This window comes from Proteus sp. ZN5 (genome assembly GCF_011046025.1).
Lineage (GTDB): Bacteria > Pseudomonadota > Gammaproteobacteria > Enterobacterales > Enterobacteriaceae > Proteus.
This window is the reverse complement of the sequence record NZ_CP047639.1, coordinates 565,937-586,928: the sequence shown is the minus strand read 5'-3', so window position 1 is coordinate 586,928 and position 20,992 is coordinate 565,937. Positions and strand designations below refer to the sequence as shown.

Annotated in this window: 20 protein-coding genes, 1 tRNA gene and 1 pseudogene; 3 read left to right on the top strand and 19 right to left on the bottom strand. The window is 36.2% G+C overall.

Translation table 11 applies throughout. The features are described 5' to 3' along the window. Positions 1-2: 2 nt before the first annotated feature. From GTK47_RS02815 to GTK47_RS20450, 5 genes and pseudogenes are all read right to left on the bottom strand, one after another. On the bottom strand, positions 3-563 hold the full coding sequence (locus GTK47_RS02815; RefSeq protein WP_165122064.1) for a TRAP transporter small permease: 561 nt from the start codon (positions 561-563) through the stop codon (positions 3-5). Between the two features lie 52 nt (positions 564-615). Continuing rightward, on the bottom strand, positions 616-1,626 hold the full coding sequence (locus tag GTK47_RS02810) for a TRAP transporter substrate-binding protein (protein ID WP_165122063.1): 1,011 nt from the start codon (positions 1,624-1,626) through the stop codon (positions 616-618). A 340-nt stretch (positions 1,627-1,966) separates the two neighbouring features. Then, entirely contained in the window at positions 1,967-2,440 is a 474-nt protein-coding gene (locus tag GTK47_RS02805; protein ID WP_165122062.1) for a YhcH/YjgK/YiaL family protein, read from the bottom strand. A 34-nt stretch (positions 2,441-2,474) separates the two neighbouring features. Next, positions 2,475-3,095, bottom strand: coding sequence for a bifunctional 4-hydroxy-2-oxoglutarate aldolase/2-dehydro-3-deoxy-phosphogluconate aldolase (locus GTK47_RS20455; RefSeq protein WP_241256099.1), 621 nt, complete (start codon positions 3,093-3,095; stop codon positions 2,475-2,477). Positions 3,096-3,140: 45 nt separating this feature from the next. Then, positions 3,141-4,055 (bottom strand): annotated as a pseudogene (locus GTK47_RS20450) (sugar kinase); the annotation flags it as partial. Positions 4,056-4,476: 421 nt separating this feature from the next. Here GTK47_RS20450 and kdgR point away from each other — a divergent pair. Further along, a complete protein-coding gene (gene kdgR, locus GTK47_RS02795) occupies positions 4,477-5,298 on the top strand; it encodes a DNA-binding transcriptional regulator KdgR (RefSeq protein WP_088494232.1) in 822 nt (273 codons plus the stop codon). A gap of 73 nt (positions 5,299-5,371) precedes the next feature. Here kdgR and GTK47_RS02790 read toward each other — a convergent pair whose 3' ends face one another. The 7 genes from GTK47_RS02790 to GTK47_RS02760 all read right to left on the bottom strand — a co-directional run bounded on the left by GTK47_RS02790 (position 5,372) and on the right by GTK47_RS02760 (position 12,341). Then, positions 5,372-5,884 (bottom strand): YgjV family protein, encoded by a 513-nt coding sequence (locus GTK47_RS02790; RefSeq protein WP_165122060.1) that lies wholly within the window; start codon positions 5,882-5,884, stop codon positions 5,372-5,374. A gap of 66 nt (positions 5,885-5,950) precedes the next feature. Continuing rightward, positions 5,951-6,712 carry a 2-dehydro-3-deoxy-D-gluconate 5-dehydrogenase KduD gene (kduD, locus tag GTK47_RS02785; RefSeq protein WP_165122059.1) on the bottom strand — a complete coding sequence of 254 codons (762 nt, stop codon included), beginning with the start codon at positions 6,710-6,712 and terminating at the stop codon, positions 5,951-5,953. Positions 6,713-6,795: 83 nt separating this feature from the next. Then, positions 6,796-7,632 (bottom strand): 5-dehydro-4-deoxy-D-glucuronate isomerase, encoded by an 837-nt coding sequence (kduI, locus tag GTK47_RS02780; protein WP_165122058.1) that lies wholly within the window; start codon positions 7,630-7,632, stop codon positions 6,796-6,798. 251 nt (positions 7,633-7,883) lie between these two features. Next, on the bottom strand, positions 7,884-9,254 hold the full coding sequence (locus GTK47_RS02775) for an adenylosuccinate lyase family protein (protein ID WP_165126445.1): 1,371 nt from the start codon (positions 9,252-9,254) through the stop codon (positions 7,884-7,886). A gap of 11 nt (positions 9,255-9,265) precedes the next feature. Next, positions 9,266-10,822 (bottom strand): PTS transporter subunit EIIC, encoded by a 1,557-nt coding sequence (locus GTK47_RS02770; protein ID WP_165122057.1) that lies wholly within the window; start codon positions 10,820-10,822, stop codon positions 9,266-9,268. A gap of 335 nt (positions 10,823-11,157) precedes the next feature. Further along, complete coding sequence (locus GTK47_RS02765) at positions 11,158-11,898, bottom strand: MurR/RpiR family transcriptional regulator (protein WP_098941581.1); 741 nt, start codon at positions 11,896-11,898, stop codon at positions 11,158-11,160. 197 nt (positions 11,899-12,095) lie between these two features. Further along, positions 12,096-12,341 (bottom strand): DUF2543 family protein, encoded by a 246-nt coding sequence (locus GTK47_RS02760; RefSeq protein WP_088494225.1) that lies wholly within the window; start codon positions 12,339-12,341, stop codon positions 12,096-12,098. Between the two features lie 124 nt (positions 12,342-12,465). On the opposite strand from GTK47_RS02760, the gene GTK47_RS02755 reads away from it, so the two are divergent. Next, a complete protein-coding gene (locus GTK47_RS02755) occupies positions 12,466-13,182 on the top strand; it encodes an RluA family pseudouridine synthase (protein WP_165122056.1) in 717 nt (238 codons plus the stop codon). 10 nt (positions 13,183-13,192) lie between these two features. Here the strand turns inward: GTK47_RS02755 and GTK47_RS02750 are convergent, their stop codons facing one another. Next, complete coding sequence (locus tag GTK47_RS02750; RefSeq protein ID WP_165122055.1) at positions 13,193-13,675, bottom strand: cold shock domain-containing protein; 483 nt, start codon at positions 13,673-13,675, stop codon at positions 13,193-13,195. A 101-nt stretch (positions 13,676-13,776) separates the two neighbouring features. Further along, positions 13,777-14,310 carry a DUF2058 domain-containing protein gene (locus GTK47_RS02745; RefSeq protein ID WP_165122054.1) on the bottom strand — a complete coding sequence of 178 codons (534 nt, stop codon included), beginning with the start codon at positions 14,308-14,310 and terminating at the stop codon, positions 13,777-13,779. A 185-nt stretch (positions 14,311-14,495) separates the two neighbouring features. Between GTK47_RS02745 and yajD the strand changes: the two genes are divergently transcribed. Then, positions 14,496-14,843: an HNH nuclease YajD gene (yajD, locus tag GTK47_RS02740; RefSeq protein WP_006534437.1), complete on the top strand. Its 348-nt coding sequence runs from the start codon at positions 14,496-14,498 to the stop codon at positions 14,841-14,843. An 87-nt stretch (positions 14,844-14,930) separates the two neighbouring features. Here yajD and GTK47_RS02735 read toward each other — a convergent pair whose 3' ends face one another. From GTK47_RS02735 to GTK47_RS02715, 5 genes are all read right to left on the bottom strand, one after another. Beyond that, positions 14,931-16,106 (bottom strand): fimbrial protein, encoded by a 1,176-nt coding sequence (locus tag GTK47_RS02735; protein ID WP_165122053.1) that lies wholly within the window; start codon positions 16,104-16,106, stop codon positions 14,931-14,933. Between the two features lie 13 nt (positions 16,107-16,119). Beyond that, positions 16,120-18,648 carry a fimbria/pilus outer membrane usher protein gene (locus GTK47_RS02730; protein WP_165122052.1) on the bottom strand — a complete coding sequence of 843 codons (2,529 nt, stop codon included), beginning with the start codon at positions 18,646-18,648 and terminating at the stop codon, positions 16,120-16,122. A 4-nt stretch (positions 18,649-18,652) separates the two neighbouring features. Beyond that, positions 18,653-19,384, bottom strand: coding sequence for a molecular chaperone (locus GTK47_RS02725; protein ID WP_165122051.1), 732 nt, complete (start codon positions 19,382-19,384; stop codon positions 18,653-18,655). A gap of 106 nt (positions 19,385-19,490) precedes the next feature. Beyond that, a complete protein-coding gene (locus GTK47_RS02720) occupies positions 19,491-20,018 on the bottom strand; it encodes a fimbrial protein (RefSeq protein ID WP_165122050.1) in 528 nt (175 codons plus the stop codon). 767 nt (positions 20,019-20,785) lie between these two features. Beyond that, a tRNA-Sec gene (locus GTK47_RS02715) sits at positions 20,786-20,880 on the bottom strand. Positions 20,881-20,992 lie beyond the last annotated feature (112 nt).

The window sequence follows — 20,992 nt, the reverse complement described above, 5'->3', positions numbered from 1 at the left end:
GGTTACACCTTTTGCTTTGAAGAAAGTTGTCTAACCAATCCATATTGGTTATATAAGCAATAAAAAACTGAGAGAACACCGCTTATAGGTATAGCTGCATAGATAACCCCGATAGGGATTTGCAGTGCCGAATCAAGTTGTCCCATTTGGCGACTCATACCGATGTAGCCACCAATAGTGAGCACCAATAACACAAAAACAGTTGTGGCGAACTCACCTAAAATTTCAAGGCAAATACGAATTTTATGAGGCATACGATCACGCATGAACGTAATCGCGATATGTTCACGTAATCCAAATACATAAGCACTACCAATTAAAATTAACCAAATAAATAGGTAGCGAGAAAGTACTTCACTGACTGCGCTAGGATCATTAAATAGGTAACGAGTCACAACTTGGTAAGTCACCAGTATCGTCATTAAACCCACAAGAAAAATACAAAAATAAGCGACGATGGTATCTATTTTTTGCTTAATACTCGTTAAAAAAGTATAAAAATCCTTTTTTGCAACAGGCGTATTAGCGTCGTTTGGAGAGGGTAAATTCTCTGAAGGTTCCATGGTTGATCCTTATAATAGGGGCTAAATATTTAGCCCCTTGTAACAAACGGCATTAATTGGCTAATGCGCGGATCTTATTATAAATATCTTTCTGTTCTGGTGTGGTCAGCATTGATTCTTGTAGCGGTTTACAACGCTCTTGGAATGGCTTGATATCAACCTCAGTAAATGTTGCACCTTGGCTAATAGCAGATTGTCGAGCCGTATCTAACGCTTGGTTAAAGAGATCAAACTCAGTAACCGTACTTTCTTTTGCTAACTTACGGAAAGTCGCCTGATCTTCAGGGCTCATCTTGTTTAAGAATGCTTCATTCGCGATAAGTAAGTCGGCAACCATGACGTGGCGGGTATAAGAGAAATGAGGTGCAACTTCATACTGTTTCAAGTCAGCATAAGTGATTTCGTTATTCTCTGCGCCATCAAGAACACCTTGTTGGATAGCGGAATAAACTTCACCCTGTCCCATAGGAACACCTGTTCCACCCATGCAAGACAGCATTTTCACCATGGTGTCAGATTGCATAACCCGGATCTTTCTTCCTTTCATGTCTTCAGGTGTTTTAACAGGGGTTCCTTTCACATACATACTACGAGCACCCGCGGTATAGGCAGTAAGTACCTCAAAACCATTTCCTTTGGTTGAGCTAAATAGGCCATCTAACATATCACCTGTAAAAACTTTTCTTTGGTGTTCTGAGTCGTTATAGATATAAGGCATCGCCAGAACAGAGAAGTTTTTGTTGTAGTTTTCAACAAGAGGGTTAGCAACCACAGCCAATTGAATAGCTCCTGATTGAACTAATTCAAGAGCAGCACGTTGGTCACCCAATAATTCATTAGGATGAATTTCGAGTTTATATTTCCCCCCCGTAGCAGCTTCTAATTTTTGACTGAAATCTTCCAATGCTTTGAATTGAGGATTTTTTTCAGATTGGTTAAAAGCTGTTTTCAAAATAACAGGACTATCTGTTTTGTCATCTTCACCGCATCCCGCTAAAAAAAGACTAGCGACTACAACGGTGCTGATAAGAGATAACTTAGGCAAAACATTCATTGTATGCATGTGAACCCCTTATGGGTTTGCGTATTTTGATAGTGTTAATGCTACTTGAATTTGACGATATTTCAGTGATCGAATTCAAGAAAATGAAATGGCGTTCCTATTTTTTGAAAATAGATAACCATTTTTATATTTTTGATTTTATAAATAAAACAACTTATTGATATAAAAGAATTAAACTATCTAAAAAAGATAATTTAGCGGTAAAAAAATAGAAAATATATATTCTAGAATAAACTACAAACTCGTTTGAAATCTGAATTATTGGCTACTTATTGAGCGGGGAAGTAGCCGATAATCATATTTAGAATGGGGAATAATAGGATGAAGATCCTAGTTATTATTATTGGGTTGCCAGCCAAGTTTTGCTGATTTTAAAAACTGCCTTTTTAATTTTCTGCGAAGCATTTACCTGACAAGTAGGTCGATGAACTTCTCCAGGATAAAAAATGGCAAAATCCCCTGTATCAAGTAATAATCGGGTTGTAATAGGTGGGTTATCTAAGAAAATCAGATCTGGTTTTGTTTCTTGATATTGATGAGGATAAGTAATCGTTGTGCTGGTAGAGATCATCTCTTGCCCCTTAAGCACAACTTGAATATCAAGATAATGATCATGAAACTCACTTTTTAAGTTTTCTTCACGATCGGTAGTCGGTGTGGAAATAATATAAAAAACATCATTATTAATAATGTTATATGTCCCTTCACTCTTCTCTTGCAAAGCATTTAACGATAACTCTTCTTTAGTGAGTAATTTTAACAGTGCAGGCGGCAGCATTGTTGCATCAAGTTGCTTTAAATTTCCAGTGATCATCAGGTTACCCTCTTAAATCCGTGTTTAAATTTAATTACAAAGCTGCCATTGCTTCTTTAGCAAGAGCGCCTATTTTTTCCCATTCTTGATTATCAACAAGATCTGAAGGCACCATCCATGTACCACCGCAAGCAACAACTCGAGATAATGCGAGATAATCTTTCACATTATTGGCATTAACTCCGCCAGTCGGCATAAAAGAGACGGGGTAAACGGCACTCAATGCTTTAAGCATGCCAATACCACCAGAAAGTTCTGCTGGGAAAAACTTCAACAGATTAATACCTAGTTCCATTGCCTCTTCAACTAAACTTGGCGTGTTAATACCAGGAATAATAGGAATATTTCTTTGCTGGCAATACTGCACAATACGAGGATTAAATCCCGGACTCACAATAAAATCCGCACCAGCTTCAATGGCCTGATCAACCTGTGCTTTCGTTAATACAGTACCGGCACAAATGATCATTTTCGGGAATTCATTTCTTAACTGGCGAATAGCCTCTGCCGCCGCGGGTGTACGAAAGGTTATTTCAGCACTAGGCATACCGTTTTCAACTAATGCTTTACCCAATGCGACAATATCATCTGCATTTTTAATTGCGATAACAGGAATAATTTTTAGTGCCGAAAGTTGTTCAAGTAATGTTGACATAGTGTGTCTCGTTGAATGAATAAGTGGCGCTTTTATTGAGGAATGTGGCATCGCGACTACTGGGATAATCGCACCACGATGTTGAATAACCGTACTTGCAAGTAAGTGTGCATAACACGCAGACTCCACGGCGGACTTACTCGCTAACCGCATAGCAAGATAGCCTGCACTGAATGAATCACCCGCAGCAGTTGTATCAATGACACTTTGTTTATTGAGTTTTATGGCAGGAACTTCTTCACAATATCCTTGCTGTATAATCAGGCAAGGCTCTGCACCTTTTTTAATCACGATTTCACCAACACCAAACGCAATCGCTCTTGTCACACATTGCGCTTCTTCGCTATCCCCCCAAAGAAGAAATTCATCGTCTAATGTAAGAAAAGCCAAATCAGTGAGCGATAAAACAGCTTGATAGGCTTTTTGCGCAGCATCGAGACTTTCCCATAATCTTGGGCGGTAGTTATTATCAAAGGCAATTTTCACACCTTTATCTCGACACTTAGCTAATTGTTGTAAAAGCTGTTCTCTGTCTTCAGGAGGTAAAATAGCTAAACTAATACCACTTAAGTAGATATAGTCAAAATCAAGTAGTTGCTGAAAAATCATTGAGGCTTTTGGTGATCGTAACCAATATCGTGCGGCGGCGTCGTTACGCCAATAATGGAAAGTACGCTCTCCTTGGTTATCCGTATTTATGAGATAAAGTCCGGGTAATTTATTGTCTAATCTCTGGACTAATTCAGTATGTACGCCTTCTTTTTGCCATTGCTCTAACATGGCACTACTCATTGGATCCGTACCTAACGCACTTACATAATGAACAGATAAATTGGGATTTGCGCGAGTCAAATAAACAGCAGTATTAAGAGTATCTCCTCCAAAATGGCGCACAATATTCGCCTGACTTTCGGATAGTTCAATCATACATTCGCCAATAACAGCCACATTGATAGCCATAGCGCTTTCCATTTTCACATTAGCAGTAAGGTCATTTTATTTTAAATCGATTCAATTAAAAAGATTTAAAACAACATTTCATTAATTTTGTGATATTGTCATTGTTTTCAAAATACATAAGAAAGTAAGTTTAAAGAAGATCTATAAAAAGCCATAAAGTACTTATCATGTTATCGCGTATTCAGATACCCAATAACATATACAAAACCATGACGGCTATTTATCTCTATTTACTTTAAATTCAAAGTGATACACATAAAAAAATATCATATTTAGATATTTTTTATTTAAAAATACTGTGATTAACAACACGTTACATGATGAAAAAACGTTAACCTTATTGAATCATCATCGCTAATCGCTATAATTTTTGTGGTATTTCAAATATAATGAAACAATAAATCATTTTTTAGGACTCACAATGTCTGAAATAGAAAACACTCCTGATTCAGTTTCCTCTGTACTCAAAGTATTCGCTATATTACAAGCACTTGGCGAGGAAAAAGTGATTGGTGTGACAGAGTTATCCTTACGGATCATGATGTCTAAAAGCACCGTCTATCGTTTTTTACAAACTATGAAAACGTTAGGATATGTTTCCCAAGAAGGTGAAACAGATAAGTATTCTCTTAACTTAAAATTATTTGAGTTAGGCGCAAAAGCACTTGAAAACCAAGACTTGATTAAACTTGCTGATGAGCAAATGTATCGCCTTGGAAAACTAACTAAAGAAACGCTTCACCTCGGTACATTAGACGAAGACAGCATTGTTTATCTGCATAAAATAGACTCTGAATACAATTTACAGATGTATTCTCGCATTGGTCGTCGCCGTCCGCTTTATAGCACTGGGCTAGGTAAAATTATGCTGGCTTGGCTTCCAGAAACGGAAATTCGCGCTATTTTGGCTAATGTGACCTTTGAACCTTTTACAAAATACACACTGAAAGATATCGATGCCTTACTTGTTGAATTAGAACAAGTTCGCAAACAAGGTTACGCAGAAGATAAAGAAGAAATGGAACATGGCTTGCGCTGTTTTGCTGTGCCTATTTATAGTCGTATGGGCAGAATTATTGCCGGTCTCTCTTTATCTCTACCTTTAATTCGTTTCCAAGAAGAAAATAAAGTTGCGTTAATCGCGCAATTACATGAAGCGGCAGCAAATATTTCTGCTGGATTAGGTTTCCACGACTACCCTTTTAGCTACACAGACACCAATGTCTTGGCTGAAAATATTTAAAAATTAAGCCTAACTCTTTGTTTATAATGAAAATCCATTAATAATATATTGATGGATTTTTTATTTCTCTTTGTCATAACGCACCCTGTAATTTCGCTTTATAAAGTTTAAAAATAGTTCGGCTATTCACAACCAAGAAAAGGCTTTCTTGTACTATTCCACCAATTGAACCTGCCCAAATATTATGCGTTAACCAACATAACGTACTGGTTAACATACATAATCTAAGCAAAATGCCGTTAAAGCGAAATAACGCATAGGTTGTTAACGTCGTCGCAAATAACGTTAAGAATTGTATTGGATGTATGATTTTGGGGATCACTAGAAACCATGCTAAAGCAATAAAGATCAACATGATCCCAATATTACGCGAATAGCCCGATACCCAATTTCGGATTGCACACAATAAACAGTTAATGGCTCCTACTGTTGAGCCTATCAAAAAGAAATGGATAGACATCAAAAGGCCATTGAGCGTAAGCTGAAATCTCAGTTTGCTATCTTGTCGTTGCATAAAGGCAGTTGCACCAATAAGGCACCCCAGAACACCAATACCTTGGGCAAACCAATAGTTATCAAAAAACATGCAGCCCCCTTATTCCCAGCTCAACGAAAAAAGGCGCCTTTTGGCGCCTTCTTCAACAATAGCGTATTAACGCGCTAACCAACCACCATCGACTGCGATGGTATAGCCATTAACATAATCAGAAGCCGAAGATGCTAAGAAAACAACAGGCCCCATCATGTCACTTGGAACACCCCAACGCTCAGCCGGAATACGCTCTAAAATAGCCGCATTACGCTCTTCATCAGCACGTAAAGCCGCAGTGTTATTTGTTGCCATATAGCCCGGAGCGATGGCATTAACGTTAATGCCTTTACTTGCCCATTCGTTTGCTAACAAACGGGTTACACCCATAACACCACTTTTAGATGCGGTATAAGACGGCACACGTATGCCACCTTGGAATGAAAGCATTGAGGCGATATTAATAATTTTACCGCCTGTACCTTGAGCAATAAATTTTCTAGCCACCGCTTGAGACATGAAAAAGAGACTTTTAATATTGAGATCCATAACATCATCCCAATCTTTCTCTGTAAAATTAATCGCATCTTCTCGGCGAATAATACCGGCATTGTTGACTAAAATATCAACGTGTCCGAAATGAGCGACGGCTTTATCCACCAGCTTTGGCAACTCATTTGTTTTACTCACATCAGCTTGTAAACTTAAAAAACGACGACCAAGTGCTTCAACTTCAGTGATAGTCTCTGTCGGTTCAACAAGGTTGATCCCCACAATATCACAACCCGCTTGAGCAAGACCTAATGCCATACCTTGGCCTAAACCTGTATTACAGCCAGTTACAATGGCGACTTTACCTTTCAGATCAAATGCATTCAGGATCATACTATTACCTCGAATATAGGAAATATGTACCACCAATTCATATACTTAGTGGCGACTTTATTATGAGTAATACATTTATCTGATTAGCGCAGATCGCGAACCGCAACGTGGTCCATATCGCTAAAGACCTGATTCTCACCCACCATACCCCAAATAAAGGTATAAGCTTGTGTTCCAACACCTGCGTGAATAGACCAACTTGGTGAAATAATGGCTTGTTCGTTATGAACTAATAAATGGCGAGTTTCATCTGGTTTACCCATCATATGGAATACCGCAGCATCTTCTTTCATATTGAAATAGAAATAGACTTCCATACGACGTTCATGTGTATGACAAGGCATGGTATTCCAAAGGCTTCCTTCCTCTAGCTGAGTCATACCCATTACTAATTGGCAGGTTGGTAATACATTAGGAACTAAATACTTATAAATAGTACGACGATTACTGGTGCTTGCATCCCCTAATGTTTCAGGAGAAGCCTGATCTTGTGTGATTTTACGTGTTGGGTAAGTAGTGTGTGCAGGTGCGCTGTTATAATAGAATTTAGCGGGATGTGCAGGATCAACGCTCTTAAAACTTACTTCACGAGCGCCTTTTCCTACATAAAGCGCTTCTGCTTTACCTACTTCATAGTTTGTGCCATCAACCGTAATCACACCTGCGCCACCAATATTAATAAGGCCTAATTCACGGCGCTCTAGGAAATAGGTGACACCAAAAGACTTACCTAACTCATTAGAAAAAGTGAGTGTAGAGTCTACTGGCATAATTCCGCCAAATACAATTCGGTCGATATGACTATAAGTCATTGTCAGTTTATTAGGGCTAAAAACTTCTTCTATCAGAAACTCGCGGCGCAGGCCTTCTGTATCTAGTTGTTTGGCATGGTCGCTATGAATACTTTGACGAGTTTGCATAATGAACCTCAATTCCTAGCCTTGATAGGCATTAATGATAATGTGTGAAAATGCATCACTTTTATAGGGACACGATATCAATAAAAAACAAAACCATCAATAAAAATATAAAACATTGTTTTATTTTTCTGAGCATATCGTTCTTTTTATAGGGAGAGACCATTTTTTACTTCTTAAATAAAAAAAGAGCCACTCAAATGAGTGGCTCTCGACTTAACTGATAATGACTTACTTATGGATACTTGATGACTTTATTTATAGCTCTGTTTAATTTCTTTAGAAATCGCTAACCCACGTTTCGCTTCTTTCTCAGCAAGTTCAACGGATAAACCGATATAAGAACGAGGATCAAGCATTGCCTTAATTTCATCAGCATTAAAGGCCGCCGTAATGGTTTCATTCTTCATCAGGTTAGTATAAAAATCTTCACCATCTGCTGCCGTTTTAATGGCCTCTTCATATAACAGTGAATGCGCTTTATCTTTACCCAATTTTTCTGCCATTTTCATCATAACGTATTCGGTATTATCTAATCCCTTATTTCTCATCACGTTATGTAGCATTCTCTCTTCATGAGGAACGATGGTTCTTGAAAGCTCTTCTGTTCTTAATAAAATTTCTGTTGTTAATTCTAATGCTTCTTCAATTAAGCCATCGAATAACATATAAGAACTGCTGTCACCTTCATAAGGTCTTACCGCAGAGTACATTCCCACATTAGGTAATGAGTACAGTTTCTGTGAGTTAGCAATAATACCTTTCGCTAATTTTGGATTAATTTTATGAGGCATCGTGCTACTACCCACAGTGCCTTTTGTAAATCCTTCAGAAACCTCAGCAATTTCTTCTAATGTCGTGCTATAAACTTCTTCACCAATTTTATGACAGATATTTGCCATCAGTGCCAAGTTCATCATGTACTCTAATTTATGCGTACTTAGGTTACGTGATGGTACTTCCATTGCTTGCATACCCACTAATTCAGCAACGCGTTTTTGTACTTTCATCCCAACTTCAGGCATTGAGTTAAAAGCACCTACTGCGCCACCCATCATAATGGTGAATACACGTTTCTCACTCTCTTTCATGCGCTGGTAGCAATCAATAAAATCGCTGATCCACACTGAAACTTTATACCCGTAAGTGATAGGAATAGCATGACGACCGTGTGTTCTACCTGCCATTACCATATGTTTTGTTTTTTCAGCGAGATTTGATAAGTTTTCAATAATTTCGCTCAACAATAACATGAACTTATCGTGTACAGTTTTCATCATATACAGCTGTGAGCTTTGCTGTATATTTTGCGTGGTAATGCCGTAATGCACATATTTACCACTCTCTTCAGAGCATGCATTCACCAGAACTTTTAAGAAAGGCACAAAGCCATGACCGATTTTTTGATAAATGCGGTTCATCTCTTCGAAATCGATATTCTCAATAATCGCCTTTTCTTTAATTTCATCTGCGGCAGACTGTGGAATAAACCCGTATTCAGCTTGTGCTTGCGCTAACATTGCTTCAAACATCAACCAAGTTGAATATTTAGCTTCATTGGACAGCAGATTTTTAATACCGCGATCGTCGATTGTTTTACTTTTAGAATCGTATAACGCTCTCATCATGTATCCTTTTATTTCTTCATTGCTTCATCAACAGCATTGCGAACAAATTCGACTTTAGGGCCATAAACAACATGGACATGGTTTGCTGCTGGAAAGAAGAATGCTGTACATCCAGATCCCAACATTAATTCTTTATCTATTTGATTCACTTCATTAATATCAATACGTAATCGTGTAATACAGTTATCAACATTACGAATATTTTGTTTACCACCTAAGGCTTTAATAAGGATCTCTGCGATTTCGCCATAACGTTTTTCTTTGATTAGCGTATTTTTCATATTGCTTGATTCTTCTCTACCCGGTGTTTTGATATCGAATTTGACGATAGCCCAGTAGAAAATGAAGTAGGTCACAACAGCAAGCGCACTACCAATCAGCACTAAGAAGATCCAGTTAGTGTGTTCGTACAGTAAACCAAAGATGGTGAAGTCAAAGACTGTGCCTCGGATATAACCGATCGCAACACCAGCAAAAGAGAGCAGAACTGCACCAATACCCACGATAATCGCGTAAATTAAATACAGTAACGGTGCGATAAAGACGAAGGTAAATTCAAGAGGTTCGGTAACGTTACCTAACATTGCAGTTAAGACCATCGTCACCAGCATTGATTTAACTTCAGCGCGATTCTCTTTTTTCGAGGTTTTATAAATTGCTAATGCAATCGCAGGGAACAGGAACAGCGTCACCAACATTTGTTGCTGAGCCATAAAACGCGTCAGGCTTGGCATCATTGCCCAATATTCACTGCTTGGTCCTTGGTTAAATAACACTTCTGTCATTGCCGGAACAACGCCCACATAGGTTTGTCCATCAATCACATAAGAACCACCAGCTTCAGTAAATCTAAACAGTACGTTCCAGACGTGATGTAAACCGAATGGAATAAATAGACGTTCACCGCCCGCAGTAAAGAAAGGCCCGACAGGACTTAAGAAGACTACCGAGAGCTTAGTTAAGCCCATCACTAATACTTCCCAAATAAATGGTAGTAATGCACCTACGCAGATCATCAATCCGACCATAATAATGGCGACAGATTTTTTCCCTGAGAAGAAGGCAAATGCAGTCGGTAATTCGAGGTTATAGAATTTATCCGTTGCCCATGCGGCGATTAATCCTGTGATAATCCCCCCTGCGGCACTGATATTCATGGTTTGTATACCAAGCACCTTGATTTGCCCCACCTGCGTCATAATCGCTGGATCAGCAAGCTTTCCTGTCAATACCAGCCAGATATTGATAGTGCTTATCAAGGTTAAATAGCCGACAACGGAGGCAAAGACCGCTATCCCCTTATCTTTGTGGCTCATACCGTATGCCACACCCATCGCAAATAAGAGTGGAATATTGTCAAACACTACACCGGCAATAGTACGGATACTGACTAATAGAGCATTGACTGTTTCATTTCCTAAGAAAGGAAAGCGTGCAATCATATAAGACTGAACTAAAGCACCACTGATCCCTAAGATCATACCAATAGGTGCCAATACGCCGATAGGCAGAAGTAAGGTTCTACCAAAGCGCTGAATAGATTCGCTGAACTTTTTCCTGGCCATATTTTTTTCCTTATGACTTCTCGAATATAAAAGAATTACCGAGGTACTCTATCTTAGGGATTATAGGAAATGAATGACGTACTGGTTTTAAATATTATCTCAGGTCATACTTTATGACTTAGGTCTTTTTATTAATTATCGGCTTTATAAAGAGCAGTGAATAAATCATATTATTCTATTAAATAATATTTATTTTAGGACTTGGAAGTAAGATTGAAAAGAAAGGCTATTTTAGAATAAGCGATGATTAATCTAGTGAGATATATTAATACTCTTCACGCTTTAATCATTAAAAATGAGGATCTAATAAATCATATAGGCACTGTTATCTCTTTTTAAAGTAGATTTTCCAATTCATTAATCAGTAAATCCACCAGCATAAAAAAGCCAATACGGGATTTGGTATCATCTTTTTTAGTATCATGATTATCAGCAAAACAAAATAGAGCATGAGTTGCATAAGTGGTTAATTCATTGGTGTTAAATGCTGTCATACTAATAATATTGGCATCTTTTAACTGCACAATTTTTGCTGTCTCAATGATTTTCTTGGTACCACCAGAAAGCGAGATAAAGATAACCGTATCGTCTTCATTAACAAGGCGTGTAAACGAATCAGATAAGTTGTAATCATTAATAAAAAAGCAATGTAGACCTAATGCAAACAATAGATGTTCAAGGTAATACCCTACCGCTTTGCTCGTACCTCTTGCGACAATAAAAATATTTCTAGAATGGCGTAAGGTTTTCGCGCACTCCTGAATTTGCTCTTCATTTATTAAGGTAAATGTTTTATGGATATTTTTTTCTAATTGTTTTTTATAAGACGCCGCATTAGTTTTTTCGACTTTATTTCTCGTTAAAATATAATTATTAATTTGGAATTTAAGCTCTTTAAATCCACTAAATCCTAACTTTTGCGATAAATTAATGATAACCGTTTTTGATACAAAGGTTTTAGCGACTAAATCATTAATATTTAAATACGGAATATCCGCAATATTATCGGTGAGATATTTTAATACTTTCTTTTCGCTGATGGTTAAATTGTCATAATTTTTTAAAAAATCCAGCATATCTCACCCAATAAATTAATCTAAAACATCTTATGAAAACAGCACGCATCCAAAAAGCAGTTCTGTTCTTTTTGCGAATTTATGTGAAATAAAGTGCATAACGAGTATACGTTAAATCATACAGTTATGTAGGATCAGAGTGGTATTTTGTGAATTAGGATAATATTGAGCCCATTTTTTAATGAGCTCAATACGTGTTATTCGTTACCCCAGCGATTAAGAAACATGGCAATATCATCAATGCGTTTTTTATCAATACCCGCTTCTTTTGCCATCTCTTGCTGTGCGTTCTCACTAATTTCTTCGTTATTCATTAATCGAGTAAGTAGCAACTGGAAGTAGAGAGCAAGTGCATCTTCTTCTGCTTCAGCAACTGGCTCTGTCGATTCCATCGCATACTCTTCGACCATATCATAATATTTAAAGTGGATTTCATTGTTCATAAGTTATCCCCAAGGATTAACGTTTATACTCGCCATATTCGAATTACCAAGAGTATATCTCTATATTCGCCTCTTAACCTAAAATTCGCTATCATCCACTTCCTTCTTTTTTGCGGATAAGCTGATGTCTACGATTATCGATACTTTTATTGCCCCACCTTGCCATGATGAAATCGAGATCCTTTATCAAGACGAGCACTTAGTCCTTATCAACAAACCAACTGGATTATTGAGCTTATCAGGAAAAAATCCACAAAATATAGACTCAGTACATTATCGATTAGTGAAGCTATTTTCAGGATGTACTCTTGTTCATCGGCTTGATTTTGGCACATCAGGATTGATGATTGTGGCACGCAATAAAGCAATCAATGCCCTTTTGTGTCAACAATTTAGCCAGCGCAGTGTAACCAAAATATATAATGCACTACTGTGTGGATATTTGGGTGATAGTGAAGGAATAATCGATGCGCCGATTGCAAAAGATCCCGCTCTGTTTCCACGAATGTCGATTTGCTCTATTAATGGCAAACCAGCACGCTCTCGTTATCGCGTTATTGAGCGTTTTTATCATACGTTAGAAGATGGAAGGTTGTTGCCTTTAACACGAGTACAATTCATGCCTGAAACGGGAAGGACGCATCAACTTCGTATTCACAGCCAGTTTATAGGGCATCCTATTTTAGGTTGTGATTTATATGGTGGGTGCGATAGGGGTTTCATTGAAGGAATGGAAGGAACTGAACGGACTCCGCGATTGATGCTTCATGCGAGTGAACTTCATTTTGTTCATCCCATTAGCCAAGCACCAATAAAAGCGCATAGCAAAAGCCCGTTTTAAAAATCGATAATTACAGTTTAAGTGCTTTTACTGTTTCATCGATATCAAGTTCATCTTCAGTAAAAACTATTTCAGTTCCGTGCATTGTGGTGATCGCAAGCTTTCTTAACGTGCGCATATTATTAGAGTCATCCGCTGATTTTGGTCTGATACTATTCATTAAAGTACCGACAGAAAGTACGGTGTTTTCTTTATTGATATGCGTATCTGCGGACACTTCTTCACTAAAAATTCGAAATGATTTAATAGATGCCAGTTTAACTCGTTCACCTGCAATATAAACATATTTGCTATCTGGGATCACTTTCACCGCGTAAGCCGATAGGCCTTTGGTATTTGTGGTTGGTTCAAACGTGACATTGGCATCTGTTTTTATCAAAGCAGGGTTGGCAACTTTAATCACATGAAAATAACGGTTATCACCGTTTTCATCTTTAATAAATCCAAAACCTTTATCTTCAAACCACTTTGTGATTATTCCGTTCATTGCCATTATCGCCTACTTAATCGTTTATCTACAAAAATTTCCAGATGCAGTATAAAGCACAATGCTTATACAGACTATGCCTTTGAGCTAATAAGCTACTTTGCTTATTACCACATCAAATCATCTGGGATTTTAAAATCAGCATAAGGATCGTCTTCATCTTGTTCTGTCTCGCTAAGTGCGTTATTCAACAAGATACAGTCCACATCTCTTTGTGTAATCTTATCCGCAACACTGGCTGGAATAATTGCGTATTCCGTTTTATCCGCATTATCCAGACGAGCAATCGCGAGACGTCCACTCATCAATTGAGATTGTGTCAGTTTATCCACCACGATATTCTTAATCACATTATTGTCAGTGAAGTTAAAATCAATATCACCTTTTGCTGGCGTAATTCTATTCATCTCAATAAGTTGCTTAACTTGCGCTTTATATTCTTTAGATAAAGTGGCTTGTTTTTGTTGCTCACTAAGCAGTTTATCGCGTTCAAGTTGGGCTTTTTTATTTTCTTCTACGGCTTCTCTTGCTTCTCGTGCTTGAACACGTGATTTTTTTGCCGTTCTTTGGACTTTTGCCATTTTTTTACTGGTCACAAGCCCTGCTTTTAACATTTGCTCTTGTAAGGTAAGTTTTGCCATTTTTATGCCTAAATCTGCTAAATAATTTTTGAAATTATACCTGTAATTTCTAAGAGTGCATTAGATTGTAAGATTAGTGGTTTATTGAGAGAAATTGGAGTTGTGAAATTTGAACCTATCCGCGCATTCAGAGTATATTGGAAAAACTATTATCAAACTTTCTTTTATAACAGGTAATACTAGCAATGGCTCTGATCCCAAAAAACTATGCACGGTTGGAAAGTGGCTACCGTGAAAAAGCACTGAAAATCTACCCATGGGTATGTGGACGTTGTGCGCGTGAGTTTGTCTATTCGAACTTACGTGAACTAACCGTTCATCATATTGATCATGACCATACCAATAACCCAGAGGATGGCAGTAACTGGGAGTTATTGTGTCTATTTTGCCATGATCATGAACACTCTAAATACACAGAAGCAGACCAATACGGCACGACCGTTGTCGCTGGTGAAGATGCACAAGATGATGTAGGTGCAGCCACTTATAATCCTTTTGCTGATTTAAAGTCGATGCTCAATAAGAAAAAATAGTGAATGTAAGGTCTGCTTTGGTGCAAAGCAGACTGTTTTATTGATCGTGTAAAAGAGTCGTGAATACGCTATTTAATTTGCTAAAGCCTATTGGTAATCAATACTTATAATAGCTGTCGCATTAGCGCTGCCTCCTGTTGATTGTGATGCTGGTAGTGTTCGATAATAACTAGCATCAAAATATATCCTATCAGACGAAGTGACAGCATTAGCATCTCCTTTGGTTTTTGATGGAGAGTTTATCGGCTGAAAGAAAGGAACGGGTATATAATTTCCTGTAGATTGACCAAATGGTAATGATCTTAATTGGAGCGAGTACCCTTTAGCCGCATTTCCTGGTGTTAGTTTTATTAAGCCTAATTGATTTGATGGATCAGCTTCGTTATCTGCTTGTGATGGAAAAATGGTATAAGAAACTCTCACACCAGATTGACAATTTAATCGAAGATCAAACTGTACTGGGTTAGTTGTGCTACCAACATAAGGACCTGAAAAGTCTCGATTAGAAACTCGACCTAAATTTACATTTTTAAATTTATCTTCAGTATAAATATTGCAGGTATTTATTAAAAAACTGACACTTCTCAATGAATAAAAAATAGTAAATAAATGATCCGAAGGCTTTTTAATAGGATTAACACCATCAGCAAAGTAAAAGTAAATGTCTTCCATAGTTCCTCCCCATCCCCAATTAGTTTCTCTAGAATATTCATCCGTTTGATATCCATACATCACCGCACTACTAATATTAAAATCATCAAGAGTGAGATAGACCGGATTACTGGCTGTTGCATCTAAAGCGAGAGGAAATGGTGTCATTTCTGTTTTACTTAATGCCTTCCCTGTGAAATATTGCGTTTCACCTAACGGAGAGGTGTATGTGACTTCTGCGCCATAATAAAACTTTCCAAGTGTTAACGTTCTTTGCAAATTAGGGTGTGTCGATGAATATCTTGGCTCTAAGCTTCTAATCGGAACAAGTACAGGCATAACTGTTACAGGGCCTGTACATTTCATTCTCCAATTTGCGGCGTTCGTTGTATTTTCTGCAGTTCTAAAGGATGCATTAACTTGGTTAACGGGAAAAGGATAGTTACCATTATTAACCCCAGGGATAGGAGTTCCATTAGGAAATTCTGCATAAGGTCTAAAAATAGAACCAGACTCTCTTTTGCAATTAGCGGCAAAAGAAGAAGTACTAATAAAAGGTAAAAGAAAGGCTATGCAGAATGATAAAAAAGAAATATTTTTTAATAAGTTCATTATAGTCAATCCTTTATCTTGAATTACAAGGGAGTGTAAGTTGATTAATATAAACGGGCTGTGCCTCATTATCTTCAACATCAGGGATAACGTAATCTACAGTGCATGATTGCCCAGCTTGCTTACCCCAATTGATTATTAATTGCCCTTCTTTTTCTAATCCAGAGGCATACAATGTATTCGCTTGTCCCATCATTCCTACAGAACGCCCATCTTTTGTTTTTACACTGGCTCCAATAGGTATTTCGGAATGTTCGACAGTAATTAATACTTTTTCGCCAATCACTGTTTCAAATTTAACTTTAGCGATTGCACCACGATAAGGCACAATATTAGTCGATGTGGATAATAAATCTGTTTTCGCAGAAATACCTTGAGGATCAAGAGAAATTGTATTTCTTCTATAAGGATTTATATAAGGAACAACAGCGTAACCAAATGAATCAATATAGACATTAGAGGCACTATTTACTTTTGCACCTTCAGCCCCTTTTGCTTCAACTAAGGCAAGTGAATCATGGGTATATTGACCCAATGTCAATCCATTCCTATGTACAACTAGTGAGCCCATCATATTACCGGTGTATTGTTTAAAATGGTTTCCTTGATTATATGTCGCTGTAAATTGCCCTTTACTGGTATTTTTAGATGCAGCGCCAGAAAAGCTTTTATTCTGATGTGAATCTTGAGCAAAAGCTAAAGACATATTCAATGAATTATCATAAAAAGATCCATTTAAACCCACTTGATTACTCGTTCCTGAGCTTTCGGAATAATTAGTAGAATTAGTTAATGAATAAAAATTACGACTACTAGGATCGGAAAAAGGAATATTTAGAGAAAGCATATATTGGGTTTCTTTTGTACCGCCTCCAAATTCTTTATCTAAAGTCGTATTATTTATTTTGGATACAGAAATTCCCGTATTAACACGACCTATATCAAAAGAATATCCAGCCTGTAATGTATTTTCACTGCCACTACGCGCCCAATATGTAGTATCTGATGCTGATAAATATAACGTGCCGTATTTAGATAAGGGCTGATTAATCGTAATATCAAACCGCCCTTTTTGTGCATAGGAATGATTTTGCTGAACACTGTCTTTATTATCACGGTAGTAAGCGACATCATACAAAGAAAAATAATCTTCACTAGAATAACGATAAGCAGCTATCGATAAATAGGTTTGGGTTGCCTCAAAGGTTTTTGAATGTGAGAGTTTTAAACTCCATCCCTTTTTTGTTTCTTCTCCTAAATCAGCGCGAGAAAAAGTAATATCTGCACTTAATGCTCCCATTCTCGTATTAAATGCACTACCTAATATTGTTGATTGATAGTGTTCTGATAATTGAGAGCCTATATAAGAGGTAATATAATTATTTAACCCTTTAGCAACCGTGGCTTGAATTAATTTTGGGCTGTTTTTTATTGTAGAATTATTTAGTTCACCGACAACAATGTCATATTGCAACATCGTTGGCCGTAAAAGCTGTGCAACCGATGAATAAGGTACTGTAAATTCACTCGTACTTCCATCCGCTTCTTTTACTTTCACCTGTAAATCGCCACCATATCCTGTAGAAAGTAGATCTTTAATTTCGAACTCTCCAGGAGATACAACTGTTTCATATATTAAATTATTTTTTTGATAAATACTGACCGTCGCATTTGAATTAGCGATCCCACGAACAATAGGAGAATATCCTCGTTGAGACTCAGGCAGCATACTATTATCTGAAGCTAATTGAATACCTCTGAACTGAATACTGTCTAAATACTGCCCTGAGGTAAAATAATCACCAATAATTAATGAAGAGTGAATAGAGGATATAGATCGGCGCACATAGTTATTTAATGATGTCCATTTTTTATCTCCATGAGAATTCCTATTAAAGTTTGAATTATTTCGATATTGCCAAAGACCCAAATTAAATCCACTATTCATCATAATAAAATAATTATTAGACTCTTTATTCAAATTATTATCTGAATTTTTTCTATGTGTACCATTAAAATTATAGTTGACAAAACCAGCAACAATTCCATCATCCCAAACATAGGGGTCAATATAACCATGCGGTGAAGTTTTAACAAATATCATTGGAATATCAATATTTAACGTTAAATTCAACGAATTAAAATTGACGTTTATACCGGGTATGTTTTCATCAAAAATAAGGCAACCATTATTATCTAACTGGCTAACATCTTTTATTTTTTCCATATCCACACCAAATTTTTCTAACATATCAGGTGTCACGCAAGGATATGTTTTTTCCCCACCATCCTTAAATATAAAGATATCTTTTCTTATTTTTTCTTTATTATTAAAAATAATATCTACTATATAATTACCCGGCTCTATCGGATTTCCTTGGGAGTATTTAGAAACCACATAAGAACTATCATCACTTCCAATAACAAAAGCAGGATTAAATTTATAACGCTTTGTATCATTAGCATGACTACCACTTGCATATAAAGCAGTCACTAAGAGTAATAAATAAATTTTATTTAATTTATTTTGCGTTACATTCATAATTTTAGAGTTCTTTATGATAAATAGAACTTCCACCTTGATCATTAATTATTTCATAAGTGATATTTAATTTATTTTTATTAAACTTATTATCTAAATTATAAATTTTATTTGATAATGGAGGGATCATTCCCAAATCAGTTACTGGAAAATCATAAACTTGATTTTCAGATTTTATTTTAAGTGTAGAGAAAGAAATATACTGGCCAGAGCGATTATCAATTTGCAGTTTTAATCCATTATTATTCACTAATTTAAAACTGAGTGATTGTGACAATTCATCGGTTGTTTTTGTACCAATTTCGATAGGTCTAAAAAATAATTTTATCCTAGAACGATAGGCTATTTGTAAACTATTTTCTGGCGCATCTTCTTCCATCGGGGGAATTTCAAAAATATTTATCCAATACACAGACTCTCTATCTACTGGCAATGGTTTACCCGTGTAAATAATTCTTAATGATTGCCCTTGCTGGGGCTCCATTCGAAACATAGGAGGAACAATCGCAAAAGGAACATTTTTCATTTGTTGCTTTTGATCTGCTATTTTTGAATTACCATCATCAATCCAAGCTTGCACTAATGTAGGAAGTTCATTTTCACTAAATAAACTAAGAGTAACTTCTTTTTGATCGCTTTTATAAACAACACGAGTGCCATTAATAATGACATTAGCGGCGGATTGAAAGGAAAAAAATAAGAGTGATAAAAAAAGAGCAGATGAAAACAATTTCATTAATTTATCTTCCTTAGATAACACAAAAAATTCTAAAGGAAGAGATAAAGGGGTACTTTTAATCGTACTCCTTTATGCTCTACATATTTGATATACAGCCATTAGCTTATTGATAAGATAATGTATAAGAAACAACTGAGTTAGCAGAACCTGCTGACGCTACACCTGTCGCGTAATAAGCAGCAATATAACTTAATGTCGCCGTATTATCTGTAATATCGATATAACTAGCTTCTGGTACTGTACCATTCACTGGTTGTAATACCCCATTTTGATCATACAGTGCAATTTCTACATTTTTTGCGGTAGATGAAGCATCTAGTTTTAATCTATTTTCTGCTGAAGCTAAAGAGAGAGATTCAAAATGTGTAGCTACTTTAGTTGCAGCGCCAGTACACTCTGTTAATTTCATTGAAAAAACTTGATTACCTGCAGTTTGGCCTTCAGCGGCAAGTGCTGATGCAGGCACAAAACCTAAATTAACTGTTTTATTTCCTTGAGTATCACCGTCAATTTTACAAGATTGAGCTGTAATTTCGCCAGTAAAGTTTATTACGCCATCAACAGCATTTGCACTATTAATCATTCCAAAGCTCGCAATTAACGAAAGCGTTAAGAGTGTTAATTTTTTCATTTTAATTCCTTGATCATTGTATAGATATAAAAAAGTATAATTAAATTTATATGTTGCACTCAACATCAAACCAACAGCATCAATTATTATTTTATTATAAATTATCATTATTTTTATCTATAACAACCAAATTTAAGCATATATAACTAATATGGTTATTTATTTTATATAATGGGTAAATAATATGATTTATGCTATTTTACATCACAATTAGAATACTTGAGGTCACTAAATAACCAGCAATATTATTAAAGAGTAATAAAACGGTATATTTATTAAAAAAACATTCATATTACTTAATCTTTATATTAAACATTATTTACTATAATTTAAATTATTATTACTCTTGTTATTGCTTATAGAGATCAGTGACTTGACTATTAAATACACTTTTTACAGGTTTTTATAATAAATAAAATCATAGCTTGTATATTGTGAGTATAAAAAAAAGTGATTAGTCAGAAATAATAATAAATTATTTGGAGTTTATATAAATGAGTGAAATAAAGACTAAATAAATATTAACCAATGAAAATAAATTAAACTTTTTAATGTTTATTCTTTTTTTTACTCATTAAATATAAAAAGGGGTTGTAAGCTAAAATATTTAATTTTTTAAAATGCCTTTTTTTTACTTACTTTTTTCAGTAAATTTTTCAGTGCTGCAATATTTGCCCTTACCCCTCCACATCTTTTAACTGATAACTGACGGCAACAATATGGCAAAAAGATAACAAGATGCTATTGGAAAGTGATAAAACAAGAAGTGGCGGAAGATCACAGGAGTCGAACCTGCCAAGGACCGCTGGCGGCCCCATCTGGATTTGAAGTCCAGCCGCCCCACCGGGGACGATGATCTTCCATTTTTGAATGGGTCAAAAGGAAATAACGAGATGATTATACGCTGAATTATTTTTAATCCCAAGTGCATCAAATCAATAAAACCTCTTTCAAATAAAATAATCCCGTTTTTG

What these genes read in the sequence shown, in the direction of transcription:
- GTK47_RS02815 (WP_165122064.1), bottom strand. Translation starts at nt 563, where the DNA reads ATGGAACCTTCAGAGAATTTACCCTCTCCAAACGACGCTAATACGCCT.
- GTK47_RS02810 (WP_165122063.1), bottom strand. Translation starts at nt 1,626, where the DNA reads ATGCATACAATGAATGTTTTGCCTAAGTTATCTCTTATCAGCACCGTT.
- GTK47_RS02805 (WP_165122062.1), bottom strand. Translation starts at nt 2,440, where the DNA reads ATGATCACTGGAAATTTAAAGCAACTTGATGCAACAATGCTGCCGCCT.
- GTK47_RS20455 (WP_241256099.1), bottom strand. Translation starts at nt 3,095, where the DNA reads ATGTCAACATTACTTGAACAACTTTCGGCACTAAAAATTATTCCTGTT.
- kdgR (WP_088494232.1), top strand. Translation starts at nt 4,477, where the DNA reads ATGTCTGAAATAGAAAACACTCCTGATTCAGTTTCCTCTGTACTCAAA.
- GTK47_RS02790 (WP_165122060.1), bottom strand. Translation starts at nt 5,884, where the DNA reads ATGTTTTTTGATAACTATTGGTTTGCCCAAGGTATTGGTGTTCTGGGG.
- kduD (WP_165122059.1), bottom strand. Translation starts at nt 6,712, where the DNA reads ATGATCCTGAATGCATTTGATCTGAAAGGTAAAGTCGCCATTGTAACT.
- kduI (WP_165122058.1), bottom strand. Translation starts at nt 7,632, where the DNA reads ATGCAAACTCGTCAAAGTATTCATAGCGACCATGCCAAACAACTAGAT.
- GTK47_RS02775 (WP_165126445.1), bottom strand. Translation starts at nt 9,254, where the DNA reads ATGAGAGCGTTATACGATTCTAAAAGTAAAACAATCGACGATCGCGGT.
- GTK47_RS02770 (WP_165122057.1), bottom strand. Translation starts at nt 10,822, where the DNA reads ATGGCCAGGAAAAAGTTCAGCGAATCTATTCAGCGCTTTGGTAGAACC.
- GTK47_RS02765 (WP_098941581.1), bottom strand. Translation starts at nt 11,898, where the DNA reads ATGCTGGATTTTTTAAAAAATTATGACAATTTAACCATCAGCGAAAAG.
- GTK47_RS02760 (WP_088494225.1), bottom strand. Translation starts at nt 12,341, where the DNA reads ATGAACAATGAAATCCACTTTAAATATTATGATATGGTCGAAGAGTAT.
- GTK47_RS02755 (WP_165122056.1), top strand. Translation starts at nt 12,466, where the DNA reads ATGTCTACGATTATCGATACTTTTATTGCCCCACCTTGCCATGATGAA.
- GTK47_RS02750 (WP_165122055.1), bottom strand. Translation starts at nt 13,675, where the DNA reads ATGGCAATGAACGGAATAATCACAAAGTGGTTTGAAGATAAAGGTTTT.
- GTK47_RS02745 (WP_165122054.1), bottom strand. Translation starts at nt 14,310, where the DNA reads ATGGCAAAACTTACCTTACAAGAGCAAATGTTAAAAGCAGGGCTTGTG.
- yajD (WP_006534437.1), top strand. Translation starts at nt 14,496, where the DNA reads ATGGCTCTGATCCCAAAAAACTATGCACGGTTGGAAAGTGGCTACCGT.
- GTK47_RS02735 (WP_165122053.1), bottom strand. Translation starts at nt 16,106, where the DNA reads ATGAACTTATTAAAAAATATTTCTTTTTTATCATTCTGCATAGCCTTT.
- GTK47_RS02730 (WP_165122052.1), bottom strand. Translation starts at nt 18,648, where the DNA reads ATGAATGTAACGCAAAATAAATTAAATAAAATTTATTTATTACTCTTA.
- GTK47_RS02725 (WP_165122051.1), bottom strand. Translation starts at nt 19,384, where the DNA reads ATGAAATTGTTTTCATCTGCTCTTTTTTTATCACTCTTATTTTTTTCC.
- GTK47_RS02720 (WP_165122050.1), bottom strand. Translation starts at nt 20,018, where the DNA reads ATGAAAAAATTAACACTCTTAACGCTTTCGTTAATTGCGAGCTTTGGA.